Genomic DNA, 14,524 nt, shown 5'->3' on the forward strand with positions numbered 1-14,524 from the left:
GCATGACTGCGCTCAATCGTGTCCCGTCGCTCATGGCCCGGGCCGGTACGGCCTCGGCCTTCGCCATCGCCGCCGTGGGCGGCTCGATCGTGGTCCCGGGTGTCGCCTCCGACGCCTCGGCCGCCACCGCTGCGACGAAGGCGCTCCAGGTCGCGGCCTCCAAGAAGGGTTCGCCCTACAAGTACGGGGCCACGGGGCCGAACAGGTTCGACTGCTCCGGGCTCACGCTGTACTCGTACAAGAAGGCGGGCAAGAAGCTGCCCCGTACGGCGGCCCAGCAGTACAACAAGACCCGCCACATCTCGGCGAGCAAGCGCAAGGCCGGAGACCTCGTGTTCTTCCACTCGGGGTCGTACGTCTACCACGTCGGGATCTACGCCGGTAAGGGCAAGATCTGGCACTCGCCGAAGACCGGGGACGTGGTCCGGCTGCAGAAGATCTGGACCAAGAGCGTGTGGTACGGCCGGGTCAAGTGATCTTCCGGGGCGGTGGCGGTGACCTGACGCGCCGCCGCCGCCCCGGAACGCACGCTGGTGCATGGACGGCGGTGCGGGGCGAGAGGGGTGCTCGGAGCGGGCTGTGCGGCCGGGAGCGGCGGCTTCTCGGCCACCGGCCAGCTCACGTCCGCCGTCCGCCGTCCGTCATCGGCCGGCGGGCGCCCGCGTCGCCCGACCCGCCGTGGGCGGACCGGCGGGACCGCCGCAGGACTCCGGCGACATCCGGGGTTTTCTCGCCCCCGCCGCCCCTGCCCTTTCCCGACCTCGGGGGCTGCCGCCCCCGACCCCCCGCATCGGCCCTGAACGGGCCTCGTCCTCAAACGCCGGACAGGCTGAAGTCGCCGTACCCGGCACCACAGCCGAGCCGCATGCTGGGGCAGCCGCACCCGCCCGACCGCGGGCAGTCGTGCCGCTGGGGCGGCACGAGTGGGCGCGGACGACACCCGCAACACCAGGCAGCGCGACACCCCCCAGCGCGACGCCCCACCAGCCAGGGCAGCCACACCCGCCCAACTGCGGGCAGTCGTGCCGCTGGGGCGGCACGGGTGGGCGCGGACGACACCCCGCAACGCCGGGCTGCGCGACACCCCCAGTGCGACCCCACCAGCCAGGGCAGCCGCACCCGCCCGACCGCGGGTAGTCGTGCCGCTGGGGCGGCACGGGTGGGCGCGGGCGGTACCCCGCAACGCCGGGCTGCGCGACACTCCCCCCGGGACCGAGCGCGGCGCCTTGTCAGTGCGGGGCTGTGACACGGGCGGGGAACGACTGCCGGGGCACCGATGTCAGAGGCCTCGTCGGCGCCGCCCCGTGCGTGGCAGCCGTCCGCCGGCGCCTCTGTGGGCGGTAGCCGCTCCGTGGGCGTCCCCCGCGCGGCAAGCCGCTCCGCGGGCGCCCGTGGGCTCGTCCAGAGGTCGCCGGCGACTTCCGCCGGCGCTTCGGCGGTCAGGTGTGTCCCTGCGCGGACGTCGGGACCGTCACCCGTGTGGGTCAAGGGTCTTGTTGGCCGGCGGTCGGCACCGGTTCCGCGGTGACCGACCACGGGAGGTGGATGGAGACGGTCTTGCCTCCCTCGCGGGTGGGGCGGACGCGCAGTTTGCCGCCGCACTCGGCGGTCAGCCAGCGGATGATCACCATGCCGCGGCCGTTGTCCTGCTGGACGGCGGCCGGCAGGCGCTTCGGGAAGCGCGGGTGGCTGTCGGTGACGCCGATGCGCAGCTGCTCGTCCCGGTCGAGCACGAGGTCCACCGTGAAGGTGGGTGACTGCCCGAAGGTGTGCTGTACGGCGTTGGTGGCGAGTTCGGAGACGATGAGGCGGATCGTGTCCGCCGCCTCCGTCTCGGCGGGGAGGCCCCACTCCCCGAGGGTGGTCAGCACGAACGCGCGGGCCGTGGACACCGAGGCGGGATCGCTCGGCAGAGTGACGGATGCTTCCAGATGGTCTGCCATGGCGACGTCGTCCCTTTCCCACGGGACCGGAGTCCGACACGGTGCGGATGGTTCGAGTACGGTCCCGGACTGGTGCTTCGTCGTCAGACTGCCACTGCCGCGTCCGTCACGGGTGGCGATCCACCAAGTTATGCATATATCTGTCGCCCGATGCGGTGAACTCTGCTACGGCAGAGCGTATTTGGACGGCCCGGAAGCTGTAAGGAGAACGCCCATGCAGCACGGTCCCGCGGTGCGCCGCCGGAAACTGGGCGCCGAACTGCGGGCCTTGCGCGCCCGCGTGGGTCTCACCAGTGGTCAGGCGGCCCGGCTCGTGGGCTGGCACCAGTCGAAGGTGAGCCGGATCGAGACCGGCACCAGCGGTACGAAACCGGCCGATGTGCGGTTACTCCTCGACGCCTACGGTGTGACCGATCCCCAACTGCGTGAACTGATGCTCGCGTTGGCGGGATCGGTCGAGAGTGGCGGACGGGACCACTGGGTGCATGCCTACCGCGGGGTGCTGCCGCCCGCCTACCGGGACTTCATCAGCCTGGAGTCGCAGGCCACCGCGATGCGCACGCTGGAGACGACCGTGGTGCCGGGGCTGCTCCAGACGCCCGAGTACGCGCGAGCGGTGACCCGGGCCGCCGTCGAGGGCGTCGACGAGGAGCAGGTGGACACGCTGGTGGAGGTGCGGCTGGCCCGGCAGGACGTGCTGCGCGTCCGGCCGCCGCTGGAACTGAACGCGGTGCTGGACGAGGCGGTGCTGCGGCGGGAGGTGGGCGGTCCCGAGGTCATGGCGCGGCAGCTGGAGCGGCTCATGGAGGCGGCCCGGCTGCCGCAAGTGACGCTTCGGGTACTGCCGTTCACCGCCGGAGCGCACATCGGGGTCACCGGCTCTTTCGTTATCTTCTCATTTTCGAGCACTTCTGATCTGGATGTGGTTGTTCTCGACCACTTGACGAGTAGCCTCTACCTCGAACGGAAAGAAGACCTCCAGGCCTACACGGAGGCCTTCAATGCCCTCCGGGCGCACGCTCTTTCGCCCGCAGACACACTGGAATACATCGCCGCGACAGCTGACGGCGCGTAAGGAGGCACCATGACCGCACTGCCTCGGAACGTACCTTCCAGCACCGACCTGCACGATCGCCATCATCCGCAGGGCCTGCCGTGGCTGCGCAGCAGCTACAGCACGGGAGCCAACAACTGCGTCGAGACGGCCCGCCCAGCCTCCGGACCGTGGGCCGGTCTGCTCGCCGTACGCGACTCCAAGGACCCGGCCGGTCCCGCCCTGCTCTTCTCCCCCGAGAGCTGGACAGGTTTCACGGCCGCGTTCCGCTGACCCGTCACCCCCCACCCGTCAGCCGGTGCACGGCCGTGTCACGCCGACTCATGGTCGTGCCCCGTCGATCACTCGTACAGCGCGTTCGATCTGAGCCTCGGTGAGGTCCGCGCGGGCGGTCAGCCTCAGGCGCGAGATGCCATCGGGTACGGAAGGAGGGCGGAAGCAGCCCACGGCGAGGCCTGCCGCCCGGCAGTCCGCCGCCCAGCGCACGGCCTGCTCCGGGGACGGCGCCCGCACGGAGACGACCGCGGCGTCCGGACGTACCGCCTCCAGACCCGCGGCCGTCAGCCGTGCGTGCAGGTCGCCCGCCACCGCACGCGCGCGTGCCGCGCGGTGCGGCTCGCGGCGCAGCAGTCTCAGGGCCGCCAGGGCGGCGCCCGCCGCCGCCGGGGCGAGGCCGGTGTCGAAGATGAACGTCCGCGCCGCGTTGACCAGATGGTCGATCACGCGTGCCGGGCCGAGCACGGCTCCGCCCTGGCTGCCGAGCGACTTGGACAGCGTGACCGTGACGACGACGTCCGCGGCGCCCGCCAGCCCCGCGGCGAACGGGGCGCCACGGCCGCCGTCCCCCAGAACCCCCAGCCCGTGGGCGTCGTCGACGACCAGCCCGGCGCCGTGCTCCCGGCACACCCCGGCGAGGGCGGCCAGCGGCGCCGCGTCGCCGTCGACCGAGAAGACCGTGTCGGAGACCGCCACCGCCGGGCCCGCGTGCGTGCCGAGCGCCTTGCGCACGGCGTCCGGGTCGGCGTGGGCGACCACCTGGGTGGTGCCGCGCGCCAGCCGGCAGCCGTCGATGAGCGAGGCGTGGTTGCCCGCGTCGGAGACGATCAGGCTTCCGTGCGGGGCCAGCGCGGTGACCGCGGCGAGGTTGGCCGCGTAGCCGGAGGAGAAGACCAGGGCCGCCTCGAAGCCGCAGAAGTCCGCCAGTTCCCGCTCCAGCTCGCCGTGCAGCTCGGTGGTGCCGGTGACCAGCCGGGAGCCCGTCGAGCCGCCGCCCCAGGTCCGCGCGGCCCGGGCCGCGCCCTCGGTGACCTCGGGGTGGCGGGCCAGGCCCAGGTAGTCGTTGCTCGCCAGGTCGAGGAGCGGCGAGTCGGCCGGCCGGGGCCGCAGGGTCCGTACCAGTCCGGCGCGGTGGCGCAGCTCCGCCTGCTCGTCGATCCAGCCGAACGCCATGGGTCCTCCGGGGCTTTTGTAGGTAGCGGACAGACACTAGCGGGACGGGCGGCCACCCATGGTGTGGCAATACCCACACGTCGAGGAGGGTGTGTTGTGCGATCCCTACCTTGGCCCGGAGCGGGTCGGTAGGACAGGATCGGCTCTCATGGACCTGCTGAACACGCTGGTGGACAAGGGGCTTCGGCGCGAGCTGCCGACCCGCGAGGAAGCACTGGCCGTCCTCGCGACGGCCGACGACGACCTGCTCGACGTGGTGGCCGCGGCCGGGAAGGTGCGCCGGCACTGGTTCGGGCGCCGGGTGAAACTCAACTACCTCGTCAACCTCAAGTCGGGGCTGTGCCCCGAGGACTGCTCCTACTGCTCCCAGCGGCTCGGCTCCACGGCCGGCATCCTCAAGTACACGTGGCTCAAGCCCGACGAGGCCTCCCAGGCGGCGGCCGCGGGGCTGGCCGGCGGCGCCAAGCGGGTGTGTCTGGTGGCCAGCGGGCGCGGTCCGACCGACCGGGACGTGGACCGGGTCTCCGAGACCATCAAGGCCATCAAGGAGCAGAACGAGGAGGTCGAGGTGTGCGCCTGCCTCGGTCTGCTCTCCGACGGCCAGGCGGAGCGGCTGCGCGAGGCGGGCGCCGACGCCTACAACCACAACCTGAACACGTCCGAGGGGACGTACGCGGACATCACGACCACGCACACGTACGCCGACCGGGTGGACACGGTCCAGAAGGCGCACGCGGCGGGACTGTCCGCCTGCTCCGGTCTGATCGCGGGCATGGGCGAGAGCGACGAGGACCTGGTGGACGTGGTCTTCTCGCTGCGCGAGCTGGACCCGGACTCGGTGCCGGTCAACTTCCTGATCCCGTTCGAGGGCACCCCTCTGGCCAAGGAGTGGAACCTGACCCCGCAGCGGTGCCTGCGGATCCTGGCGATGGTGCGGTTCGTGTGCCCGGACGTCGAGGTGCGCATCGCGGGCGGCCGTGAGGTGCATCTGCGCACGATGCAGCCGCTCGCGCTGCACCTGGCCAACTCGATCTTCCTCGGGGACTACCTCACCAGCGAGGGGCAGGCGGGCAAGGCCGACCTGGAGATGATCGCGGACGCCGGTTTCGAGGTGGAGGGCGCCGACCAGGTGACGCTGCCGGAGCACCGGGCCGCCGCCGCCGGCGGTGGGTGCGGGTCCCACGAGAGCGCGGGCTGCGGGTCCCACGAGAGCGCGGGCTGCGGATCGCACGAAGGCGGCGGTGTCTGCGGTTCCGCTCCGGCCGCGCCGGCCGGCGAACCCCGTACGGACCTGGTCGCCGTCCGCCGCCGCGGCGCCGGGACGGATCTCGCGCCCAATGCCTGAGCCGACCGTGTCCGAACTGCTGGAACTGGACCGGCGGCATGTGTGGCATCCGTACGGGCCGATGCCCGGCCGGGTCGAACCGCTCGTCGTGGAGTCGGCGAGCGGGGTCCGGCTGCGGCTCGCGGACGGCTCGGGCGAGCTGGTCGACGGCATGTCGTCGTGGTGGTCGGCGATCCACGGCTACAACCACCCGGTGCTGAACGAGGCGGCGCGCGAACAGCTCGGGCGGATGAGCCACGTGATGTTCGGCGGGCTCACCCACGAGCCCGCCGTCCGGCTCGCGAAGCTCCTTGTCGACATCTCGCCGGAGGGCCTGGAGCACGTGTTCCTCGCCGACTCGGGGTCGGTGTCGGTCGAGGTCGCGGTCAAGATGTGCCTGCAGTACTGGCGCTCGCTGGGCCGTCCCGGCAAGCAGCGGCTGCTGACCTGGCGCGGCGGCTACCACGGCGACACCTGGCAGCCGATGTCGGTGTGCGACCCCGAAGGCGGGATGCACGGCCTGTGGAGCGGGGTGCTGCCCCGCCAGGTGTTCGTGGGGCCTCCGCCCGCCGACTACGACGAGTCCTACGCCGAGGAGCTGCGCGCGGCGATCGAGCGTCACGCCGACGACCTGGCCGCGGTGATCGTCGAGCCGGTGGTGCAGGGTGCTGGCGGGATGCGGTTCCACTCCCCCGCGTATCTGCGGGTGCTGCGGGAGGCGTGCGACGCGCACGACGTGCTGCTGGTGTTCGACGAGATCGCGACCGGGTTCGGGCGCACGGGCGCCCTGTTCGCGGCGGAGCACGCGGCGGTCACGCCGGACGTGATGTGCGTCGGCAAGGCGCTGACCGGCGGTTACCTGACGATGGCCGCCACCTTGTGCACGGCCCGGGTGGCCGACGGGATCTCGCGGGGCGAGGTGCCGGTGCTCGCCCACGGGCCGACCTTCATGGGCAATCCGCTGGCGGCGGCGGTCGCCCGCGCCTCCGTCCGGCTCCTCCTCGGGCAGGACTGGCTCGCGGAGGTCAAGCGGATCGAGGGGGGCCTGCGGGAGGGCCTGGCTCCCGCGCGGGAGGTGCCCGGCGTGAAGGACGTACGGGTTCTCGGGGCCATCGGGGTCGTCCAGTTGGACCACGACGTGGACATGAGGGCCGCCACGGACGCCGCCGTACGGGAGGGCGTGTGGCTGCGGCCGTTCCGCGACCTCGTCTACACGATGCCGCCGTACGTCACCGGCGACGCGGACGTGGCACGGATCGCCCGCGCGGTGTGCGCGGCGGCGCGGGAGGGATGAGCGATGCCGATCCTGGTGATCACGGGGACGGGCACGGAGGTCGGCAAGACCGTCACGACGGCGGCCCTGGCCGCGGCGGCCCTCGCGGCCGGCCGGTCGGTGGCCGTGCTGAAGGCGGCGCAGACCGGCGTACGGCCGGACGAGCGCGGCGACGCCGACGAGGTCGCGCGGCTGGCGGGTGCGGTCACGACGGCCGAACTCGCCCGCTATCCGGATCCGTTGGCCCCGGCGACGGCGGCCCGGCGGGCCGGTCGCGCACCGGTGCGTCCGCGGGACGTCGCGGAGGCCGCCGCGAAACTGGCGACCGAGCACGACCTGGTCCTCGTCGAGGGGGCGGGCGGGCTGCTGGTGCGCTTCGACGAGGCGGGCGGGACGCTGGCCGACGCGGCCGAGCTGCTGCGGGCGCCGGTGCTGGTGGTGGCGTCGGCGGGCCTGGGCACGCTCAACACGACCGAACTGACGGCCCGTGAACTGCGCATCCGTGGGCTGGAGTTGCTGGGCGTCGTCATCGGCAGCTGGCCCGGCTCCCCCGATCTGGCGATGCGGTGCAACGTCACCGACCTGCCGGACGTCGCCGGCGCACCGCTGCTCGGAGCCCTGCCCGGCGGCGCCGGTGCGCTCCCGCCCGCCGACTTCCGTACGGCGGCGCCGGGCTGGCTGGCGCCGCGCCTGGACGGTACGTGGGAGGCGGAGGCGTTCCGGGCGAGTGCGACGTCCTGAAGGCCTGTGCGGGTCAGGTCGCGGGCGATCGGCGGCGCCTCCTCGGCGCGGGTGAGCGGGGCCGCCCCCGTCGGCGTCGGGCGCGTCCCGCACACCGACGTGGACGACGACCGCTCCGTCCCGACGAACAGGTGCGCGACGTCCTCCCATAGGACCCGTTTCCGGGCCGAGTGGGAAGAGCGGGGGTGCGACGGGCCTGCACGGGGGAGAATCCCGGTAGGCCCGTCCTGCCCGGGAGGTCGCCATGCCGCTCTGGTCCGGCTCCGGCAAGGTTGCCGGTGATCCCGTCCACCACCCGCTGTTCGCCCGGTGTTATGCCCGGCTCAGCGTGGCCGCGGAGGCCCGTGCCGGGCTGGCCGGGCTGCGCGGCAGGCTGCTTGACGGGCTCTCCGGCCGGGTCGTCGAGATCGGCGCCGGCAACGGCCTGAACTTCGGGCACTACCCGGGCGCGGTCTCGGAGGTCGTCGCGATCGAACCGGAGCGGCATCTGCGGCGGCTGGCACGGGACGCGGCCGCGCGCGCCGAGGTGCCCGTCGACGTCGTCCCGGGCGTGGCCGAGGCGCTGCCGGTCAAGAGCGAGGCCTTCGACGCGGCGGTGCTGTCGCTGGTGCTGTGCAGCGTGCGGGACGTGCCGCGGGTGCTCGCCGAGCTGCGGCGGGTGCTGCGGCCCGGCGGCGAGGTGCGGTTCCTGGAGCACGGCCTGGGCGGCGGACCCGCCATGAACCTCACCCAGCGTGCGCTGGACCGGACGGTGTGGCCGCTGGTCAGCGGCGGCTGCCACCTCTCCCGCGAGCCGGTCCGCGCGCTGCGCGACGCCGGCTTCGCGCTCGGCCCCTATCGCCGGCTGGTGCTCCCGGAGAAGGGTCCGAGGCTGCCGGTGTCGTACTGCGTCCTGGGGACGGCCTGGCGGCCGCTCGACGACGAGGCCCGCGTCTCACGGCCCGGCGGCGGGACCTGAGCCGCACGTCCTCCCGGCCTCGCGGGTCGCGCCGAGTGCGCGGGCACCGGAGCGTACGGACCGCACCGGCCTCACAGACTCCACTGGCGCAGCTCCTCCGCGATGTCGTACACCGACGCCTCCCCGCTCTTGACCAGACGGGCCAGGTCGCGGACCTGCTCCGGCGAGGTGACGACCTTGACCCCGCTGGCCACGAGGTAGGCGTACGCGACGGAGCAGGCGAAGAGGGCGTTGGAGCGCTCGAGTGCGGGGACGTGGAGGAGGAGCTGGAGCAGTGAGGCGGCGCGGGCGTGCGGCGTGTCGTAGACGGGGACGTCGAAGATCTCGGCCCGATGGCGCGCCACGGCGGCCACCAGGGCACCCCAGTCGGTGACCTGGGGATCGCCCGGTGTCTTCTGTTCGGCGAGCATCAGGAGCCAGGCGAGGTCGATGCTGAGGTCGTCCAAGGGTTCAGCGACGACCTTCGCGCGTGCCGGGGTGTGCGGGGTGTGCGCCCTCACGGGCCGCGCCGAACTCCTCGGCGAAGACGGTCTCGTACTGCTTCATGAAGTCCGCGGCGGCTTCCACGAAGGTGTGGCCCGCCTCGCCGGTGTCCTGTCTGACCAGCTCTTCGATGTAGCGGTTGACGCTCATGCCGCGCGCGGTGGCGCGTTCGCGGGCGGCGCGGGCCGTGCCCTCGTCGACGCGTACGTTCAGCTGGGTCTTCGCCATGCCTCGAAGCTAGCGCCGGAACGCTAGCACCGGCAAGGGCGGCCCGCGCCGAAAAGGGATACCGGGTGTGTGCCCGGTCACACTAGTGTCGGCCGGACAGGTACGTCGGCCCGTCCACGCGAGCGAGGAGACAGCCTTGTCCACGACCGCTGCGCAGAACACCCCCGGCCTGGCCTCGTCCGACGACCTGGCGGCCCGAGCCCGCGGCCTGACCAAGGCGTACGGCTCCGGCGAGACCACCGTGCTCGCCCTCGACTCGGTGGACGTGGACATCGTGCGGGGACGCTTCACCGCGGTGATGGGGCCCTCGGGCTCCGGGAAGTCCACGCTGATGCACTGCCTGGCCGGACTCGACACCGTCTCGGCCGGACAGGTGTGGCTCGGCGACACCGAGATCACGGGTCTGAAGGAGCGGGAGCTGACCCGGCTGCGCCGCGACCGGATCGGCTTCATGTTCCAGTCGTTCAACCTGATCCCGACCCTGAACGCGGCCGAGAACATCACCCTGCCCATGGACATCGCGGGCCGGAAACCCGACCCGAAGTGGCTGGACCAGGTGATCGACACGCTCGGGCTGCGGGACCGCCTCGGGCACCGGCCGTCGCAGTTGTCCGGAGGCCAGCAGCAGCGCGTGGCCTGCGCCCGGGCGCTCGTCTCCCGGCCGGAGCTGATCTTCGCGGACGAACCGACGGGGAACCTGGACTCGCGCGCCGGTCTCGAGGTCCTCGCCTTCCTGCGCCAGGCGGTGGACAGCCTGGGCCAGACCGTCGTCATGGTCACCCACGACCCGGGCGCCGCCGCCCACTCCGACCTGGTGCTCTTCCTCGCGGACGGGAGCATCGTGGACGAGAGGGAACATCCGACGGCGGAGGCGGTGCTGGAGCGGATGCGCCTCTTCGCCGGAGGGGCGACCCGGGCACCGGGCTCCGAGGCGCTCGTCGCCGGGACCGGCGGGCCGCCCGCCGACAGCCCCGAGGAGGAATGAGCCGGTGCTGAAGGCCACGCTGCGGAGTTTCGTCGCGCACAAGGGCCGCCTGCTGCTGTCGGCCCTCGCCGTCGTGCTCTCGGTGGCGTTCGTCGCGGGCAGCCTGATCTTCTCCGACACGGTGACGCGCACCTTCGACCGCCTCTTCGCCTCGACCTCGGCCGACGTGACGGTCGAACCGGTGGACGACCTGCATGCCTCCGTGCCCACCGGCGCGGTGCAGACCCTGCCCGCCGCCCTCGCCGACCGGGTCGCCCGCGTCGACGGGGTGGCCTCGGCCCATGCCGACGTGGGCGTGGACAACGTCACGGTCGTCGACGGCGACAACGAGTCCGTGGGGCCGACGACCGGCGCGCGGACGGTCGCCGCCGACTGGTACGTCACCGAACGCAGCCCGGTGGAGCTGACCTCAGGACAGGCCCCGCACGGCGCCGGCGAGGCGCTGCTCGACGCCGACACCGCCGGCAGGAAGGGCGTGGAGATCGGTGACACCCTGACGGTCATGGCCCAGCCGGGTTCGTTCGAGGTCAGGGTGGTCGGCATCGCCACCTTCAGGACCACCAACCCGGGCACTGCCCTGGTCTTCCTGGATCCCGAGGTCGCCGCCCGGCAGCTCCTGGGATCGGCGGACCGGGCGACCGGCATCTCCGTCGACGCGGCGGAGGGGGTGACCGACGCCGAGGTCAAGCGCCGGGTGGCCGCCGCGGTCGGCCCCGGCCCCTACACCGTGAAGACGGCCGACGAGCAGGCGGAGTCGGCGGCGGAGAGCCTGGGCGGCTTCCTCGACGTGATCAAGTACGTGATGCTGGGCTTCGCGGGGATCGCCGTCCTGGTGGGTGTGTTCCTGATCGTCAACACGTTCTCGATGCTGATCGCCCAGCGCACCCGCGAGCTGGGCCTGCTGCGCGCCCTGGGCGCGGACCGCCGGCAGGTACGGCGTTCGGTGCTCACCGAGGCGGTCCTGCTGGGGCTGGTCGGCTCGACGCTGGGCCTCGCGGCCGGCATCGGACTGGCGGCCGGACTGATCCGCCTGATGAGCGCGTTCGGCATGAACCTCAAGACGACGGAGATGGTCGTCGGCTGGGCGACCCCGGTGTCGGCGTACGTCGTCGGCGTCGGCGTCACCTTCGTGGCCGCCTACCTCCCGGCCCGGCGCGCGGCGGCCGTCTCACCGATGGCGGCCCTGGCGGACGCCGACGTGGCGGGCGTGGGACGGCCGCTGAAGGTGCGCGCCGTGGTCGGGGCGGTCGTCGGCGCTCTCGGGGTCGCCGCCCTCGCGGGCTGTGCGGCCGCGTCGGAGACCGCGTCCGCGGCCTCCCTGCTGGGCCTGGGCATCGTCCTCACCCTCGTCGCCACCGTCGTCGCGGGCCCCCTGCTGGTGCGTCCGGTGATCCGGGTGCTGGGCGCGGCCTTCCCGGCCCTGTTCGGCCCCGTCGGCCGGATGAGCCAGCGCAACGCCCTGCGCAACCCGCGCCGCACCGGTGCCACCGCCGCCGCGCTCATGGTGGGCCTCGCCCTGGTCGGCGGCATGTCGGTGGCGAGCGCCTCGATGGCGAAGTCCTTCGACCAGCAGATCGACAAGACCCTCGGCGCCGACTTCGTCATCCAGAGCGCCAACTTCATCCCGTTCCCCCAGGAGGTCACCGACCGCGTCCACGCCACCGACGGCGTAGGGGTCGTCGTACGGCAGCGGTTCGCGCCGGTCGCCGTACGGCTGCCGGACGGCGAGCGGGTCGAGACGACGGCCGCCGGGTACGGCGAGGGGGTCGACGAGGTCGCGCACGTGACGTACGCGCAGGGCGGCTCGGCGGCCGCGCTGGCCGACGGGGCGATCGGGATGGACGTGGACTTCGCGCGGAACCACGGCGTGCGGATCGGCAGCGTGCTCCCGGTCGAGTTCCCCGGCGGCCGGACGGTCTCGCTGAGGGCCGGCGCGTTCACCGACCAGGACGCCGCCGAGGGCTTCGGCGTGCGGGGCGGGCTGTTCCTCGGCATCGGGACCGTCGAGGAGTACGTGCCGGGCGGGCAGGACTCGGTGCTGTACGTCAACGCCGGCCCGGGCACCGGCGCCGACGAGCTGCGGCCCCGGCTGGAGCGGGCGCTGGAGCCGTTTCCGCAGGTGCAGGTGCGCGACCAGGCCGACTACAAGGAACTCGTCCACGACCAGATCGCCGTGCTGTTGTACCTCGTGTACGCGCTGCTCGGGCTCGCGATCGTCATCGCGGTGCTCGGCGTGGTCAACACCCTGGCGCTGTCGGTGGTGGAGCGGACCCGGGAGATCGGGCTGCTGCGGGCCATCGGGCTGGCCCGGCGGCAGCTGCGCCGGATGATCCGGCTGGAGTCCGTGGTGATCGCCGTGTTCGGCGCGGTGCTGGGGCTCGTGCTGGGGCTGGTGTGGGGCGTGTGCACGCAGCAGGTCCTGGCCCTGCAGGGCATGAGGGCGCTGGCGATCCCGTGGGGCACGATCGTCGCGGTCGTCGTCGGCTCCGCCGTGGTCGGCGTCGTGGCGGCCCTCCTCCCGGCACTGCGCGCATCCCGCATGAACGTGCTGGCGGCCATCGCGCACGAGTGATGGAATCGCGGCGCAGGCTCGAGTCGCTGTGCGCTGAGGAGAATTCATGTCGCGCCCGTTCCGTTTCGGAGCCAGTCTGAATCGACCCCGCGCCGGCCGACGAGTGGCGCGCCAAGTGCCGCCGGGTCGAGGAGCTCGGCTACGACGTGCTGCTCGTCCCCGACCATCTGGGGATGCCGGCGCCGTTCCCCGCGCTGGTGGCGGCGGCCGGGGCCACCGAGCGGCCGCGCCTGGGCACGTTCGTGCTCAACGCCGGCTTCTGGAACCCCGCGCTGCTCGCGCGCGAGGTGGCGACGACGGACGCCCTGACGGGCGGGCGCCTGGAACTCGGCCTCCACCGGGTACGTACGGGCGGAGCACGAGACGGCGGGGCTGCCGTGGGGGTCGCCGGGTGAGCGGGTGGACCGTCTGCGGCGGACGGTGGAGGAGGTCGAGCGGTCGCTGGGGGCGCGGGAGCACCTGCCGCGGCCCGTGCAGCGCCCGCGGGTGCCCCTGCTCATCGGGGCCAACGGCGACCGGATGCTGGAACTGGCCGCGGAGCACGCCGACATCGTGGGCTTCACGGGGGCGCGCCCGTCGGCGCGGAGTGCGACCGGGCTGACGCCCATCACGGCCGGCGAGCTCGACGAGCGGGTGGCGCGTTACCGGGACCTGGCCCGTGGACGGGAGGATCCCGCGGAGCTCAACCTGCTGATCCAGATGGTGATCGTCACCGAGGACCGTGAGGCGGCGGTGCGGCCCTTGCTGGAGCGGGCACCGCAGCTGACCCTGGAGCAGGCGCTGGAACTGCCCCTGTTGCTGGTCGGCACGCTGGAGGAGATCGTCGCGCAGGTGCGGGCACAGCGGGAGCGGTACGGGTTCTCGTACCTGACCGTCCTGGAGCCGTACGTGGAGGCCCTCGCGCCGGTGCTGGCGGAGTTGCGGGGGAGGTAGCCGTTCCCGCGCGGGTGCGGGGTTCCGGATGCTCCCGCGCGGGTGCGGGGGTCCGGATGCTGGAATTCCCCGTCGAAGGGCACCGGCCGTGATGGGATCTCACCATGTCTGAACTGCGGATACGGGCCGCGACGCCCGACGACCTCGACACCGTGCTGGCCTTCTGGAAGACCGCCGCCGAGGGCACGAGCATCAGCGACGACCGGGACGGCGTGGAGCGGCTGGTCACCCGCGACCCCGAGGCTCTGATCCTGGCCGAGCAGGGCGGCGAGCTGGTGGGCACGGTGATCGCCGGCTTCGACGGGTGGCGCTGCCATCTGTACCGGCTGGCCGTGCATCCGCAGCGCCGCCGTGCGGGAATCGGCTCCGCGTTGCTGGCCGCCGCCGAGGAGCGGTTCGCCGGGCTGGGCGGGCGGCGCGGGGACGCGATGGTGCTGACGCGCAACGAGACGGCGCACCATGCGTGGCGCGCGGCGGGGTACACGCCTCAGGAGCAGTGGCGGCGCTGGGTCAAGCCGTTCGGCGACTGACCCCGCCGGTTTGCTTTGCCGACCCTTTACCATTGGGGGATCGTGCGGACC

Annotated in this window: 14 protein-coding genes and 1 pseudogene; 11 read left to right on the forward strand and 4 right to left on the reverse strand. The window is 73.1% G+C overall.

The window, feature by feature from the left end:
• The first annotated feature begins 2 nt into the window (after window positions 1-2).
• The gene (locus ACIHAR_RS30145; protein WP_365471004.1) at window positions 3-476 is read left to right on the forward strand and encodes a C40 family peptidase; all 474 of its coding nucleotides are present in this window, start codon (window positions 3-5) and stop codon (window positions 474-476) included.
• Window positions 477-1,484: 1,008 nt separating this feature from the next.
• On the opposite strand, the gene ACIHAR_RS30150 is transcribed toward ACIHAR_RS30145, so the two are convergent.
• On the reverse strand, window positions 1,485-1,943 hold the full coding sequence (locus tag ACIHAR_RS30150; protein WP_365471007.1) for an ATP-binding protein: 459 nt from the start codon (window positions 1,941-1,943) through the stop codon (window positions 1,485-1,487).
• 214 nt (window positions 1,944-2,157) lie between these two features.
• Here ACIHAR_RS30150 and ACIHAR_RS30155 point away from each other — a divergent pair, with 214 nt between their 5' ends.
• Window positions 2,158-3,018, forward strand: a complete 861-nt coding sequence (locus ACIHAR_RS30155) for a helix-turn-helix transcriptional regulator (protein WP_365471009.1) — start codon at window positions 2,158-2,160, stop codon at window positions 3,016-3,018.
• A 9-nt stretch (window positions 3,019-3,027) separates the two neighbouring features.
• Window positions 3,028-3,270 carry a DUF397 domain-containing protein gene (locus tag ACIHAR_RS30160; RefSeq protein ID WP_365471012.1) on the forward strand — a complete coding sequence of 81 codons (243 nt, stop codon included), beginning with the start codon at window positions 3,028-3,030 and terminating at the stop codon, window positions 3,268-3,270.
• 48 nt (window positions 3,271-3,318) lie between these two features.
• On the opposite strand, the gene ACIHAR_RS30165 is transcribed toward ACIHAR_RS30160, so the two are convergent.
• Window positions 3,319-4,446 carry an 8-amino-7-oxononanoate synthase gene (locus ACIHAR_RS30165; RefSeq protein ID WP_365471015.1) on the reverse strand — a complete coding sequence of 376 codons (1,128 nt, stop codon included), beginning with the start codon at window positions 4,444-4,446 and terminating at the stop codon, window positions 3,319-3,321.
• A 148-nt stretch (window positions 4,447-4,594) separates the two neighbouring features.
• Here ACIHAR_RS30165 and bioB point away from each other — a divergent pair, with 148 nt between their 5' ends.
• From bioB to ACIHAR_RS30185, 4 genes are all read left to right on the forward strand, one after another.
• The gene (gene bioB / locus ACIHAR_RS30170; protein ID WP_365471018.1) at window positions 4,595-5,791 is read left to right on the forward strand and encodes a biotin synthase BioB; all 1,197 of its coding nucleotides are present in this window, start codon (window positions 4,595-4,597) and stop codon (window positions 5,789-5,791) included.
• The gene (locus ACIHAR_RS30175) at window positions 5,784-7,064 is read left to right on the forward strand and encodes an adenosylmethionine--8-amino-7-oxononanoate transaminase (RefSeq protein WP_365471021.1); all 1,281 of its coding nucleotides are present in this window, start codon (window positions 5,784-5,786) and stop codon (window positions 7,062-7,064) included. The genes bioB and ACIHAR_RS30175 overlap by 8 nt, the downstream gene beginning before the upstream one ends.
• A 3-nt stretch (window positions 7,065-7,067) precedes the next feature.
• Window positions 7,068-7,784 (forward strand): dethiobiotin synthase, encoded by a 717-nt coding sequence (gene bioD, locus ACIHAR_RS30180; protein WP_365471022.1) that lies wholly within the window; start codon window positions 7,068-7,070, stop codon window positions 7,782-7,784.
• A gap of 244 nt (window positions 7,785-8,028) precedes the next feature.
• Window positions 8,029-8,742, forward strand: a complete 714-nt coding sequence (locus ACIHAR_RS30185) for a class I SAM-dependent methyltransferase (RefSeq protein ID WP_365471025.1) — start codon at window positions 8,029-8,031, stop codon at window positions 8,740-8,742.
• Window positions 8,743-8,813: 71 nt separating this feature from the next.
• Here ACIHAR_RS30185 and ACIHAR_RS30190 read toward each other — a convergent pair whose 3' ends face one another.
• Window positions 8,814-9,188, reverse strand: a complete 375-nt coding sequence (locus tag ACIHAR_RS30190; RefSeq protein WP_365471028.1) for a fic family toxin-antitoxin system, toxin component — start codon at window positions 9,186-9,188, stop codon at window positions 8,814-8,816.
• A 4-nt stretch (window positions 9,189-9,192) separates the two neighbouring features.
• Entirely contained in the window at window positions 9,193-9,453 is a 261-nt protein-coding gene (locus ACIHAR_RS30195; RefSeq protein WP_365471031.1) for a toxin-antitoxin system HicB family antitoxin, read from the reverse strand.
• 136 nt (window positions 9,454-9,589) lie between these two features.
• On the opposite strand from ACIHAR_RS30195, the gene ACIHAR_RS30200 reads away from it, so the two are divergent.
• From ACIHAR_RS30200 to ACIHAR_RS30215, 4 genes and pseudogenes are all read left to right on the forward strand, one after another.
• Entirely contained in the window at window positions 9,590-10,438 is an 849-nt protein-coding gene (locus ACIHAR_RS30200) for an ABC transporter ATP-binding protein (RefSeq protein ID WP_400022675.1), read from the forward strand.
• A 4-nt stretch (window positions 10,439-10,442) separates the two neighbouring features.
• A complete protein-coding gene (locus tag ACIHAR_RS30205; protein WP_400022676.1) occupies window positions 10,443-13,010 on the forward strand; it encodes an ABC transporter permease in 2,568 nt (855 codons plus the stop codon).
• 46 nt (window positions 13,011-13,056) lie between these two features.
• Window positions 13,057-13,943 (forward strand): annotated as a pseudogene (locus ACIHAR_RS30210) (LLM class F420-dependent oxidoreductase).
• Window positions 13,944-14,047: 104 nt separating this feature from the next.
• Complete coding sequence (locus tag ACIHAR_RS30215) at window positions 14,048-14,473, forward strand: GNAT family N-acetyltransferase (RefSeq protein ID WP_365471043.1); 426 nt, start codon at window positions 14,048-14,050, stop codon at window positions 14,471-14,473.
• The last annotated feature ends 51 nt before the right edge of the window (window positions 14,474-14,524 follow it).

Origin of the sequence: Streptomyces sp. NPDC052016 (genome assembly GCF_044548445.1) — a bacterium.
Lineage (GTDB): Bacteria > Actinomycetota > Actinomycetes > Streptomycetales > Streptomycetaceae > Streptomyces.

Coding starts and splice junctions, on each gene's coding strand:
- ACIHAR_RS30185 (WP_365471025.1), top strand. CDS start 8,029: ATGCCGCTCTGGTCCGGCTCCGGCAAGGTTGCCGGTGATCCCGTCCAC.
- bioD (WP_365471022.1), top strand. CDS start 7,068: ATGCCGATCCTGGTGATCACGGGGACGGGCACGGAGGTCGGCAAGACC.
- ACIHAR_RS30150 (WP_365471007.1), bottom strand. CDS start 1,943: ATGGCAGACCATCTGGAAGCATCCGTCACTCTGCCGAGCGATCCCGCC.
- ACIHAR_RS30160 (WP_365471012.1), top strand. CDS start 3,028: ATGACCGCACTGCCTCGGAACGTACCTTCCAGCACCGACCTGCACGAT.
- ACIHAR_RS30175 (WP_365471021.1), top strand. CDS start 5,784: ATGCCTGAGCCGACCGTGTCCGAACTGCTGGAACTGGACCGGCGGCAT.
- ACIHAR_RS30145 (WP_365471004.1), top strand. CDS start 3: ATGACTGCGCTCAATCGTGTCCCGTCGCTCATGGCCCGGGCCGGTACG.
- bioB (WP_365471018.1), top strand. CDS start 4,595: ATGGACCTGCTGAACACGCTGGTGGACAAGGGGCTTCGGCGCGAGCTG.
- ACIHAR_RS30215 (WP_365471043.1), top strand. CDS start 14,048: ATGTCTGAACTGCGGATACGGGCCGCGACGCCCGACGACCTCGACACC.
- ACIHAR_RS30155 (WP_365471009.1), top strand. CDS start 2,158: ATGCAGCACGGTCCCGCGGTGCGCCGCCGGAAACTGGGCGCCGAACTG.
- ACIHAR_RS30195 (WP_365471031.1), bottom strand. CDS start 9,453: ATGGCGAAGACCCAGCTGAACGTACGCGTCGACGAGGGCACGGCCCGC.
- ACIHAR_RS30165 (WP_365471015.1), bottom strand. CDS start 4,446: ATGGCGTTCGGCTGGATCGACGAGCAGGCGGAGCTGCGCCACCGCGCC.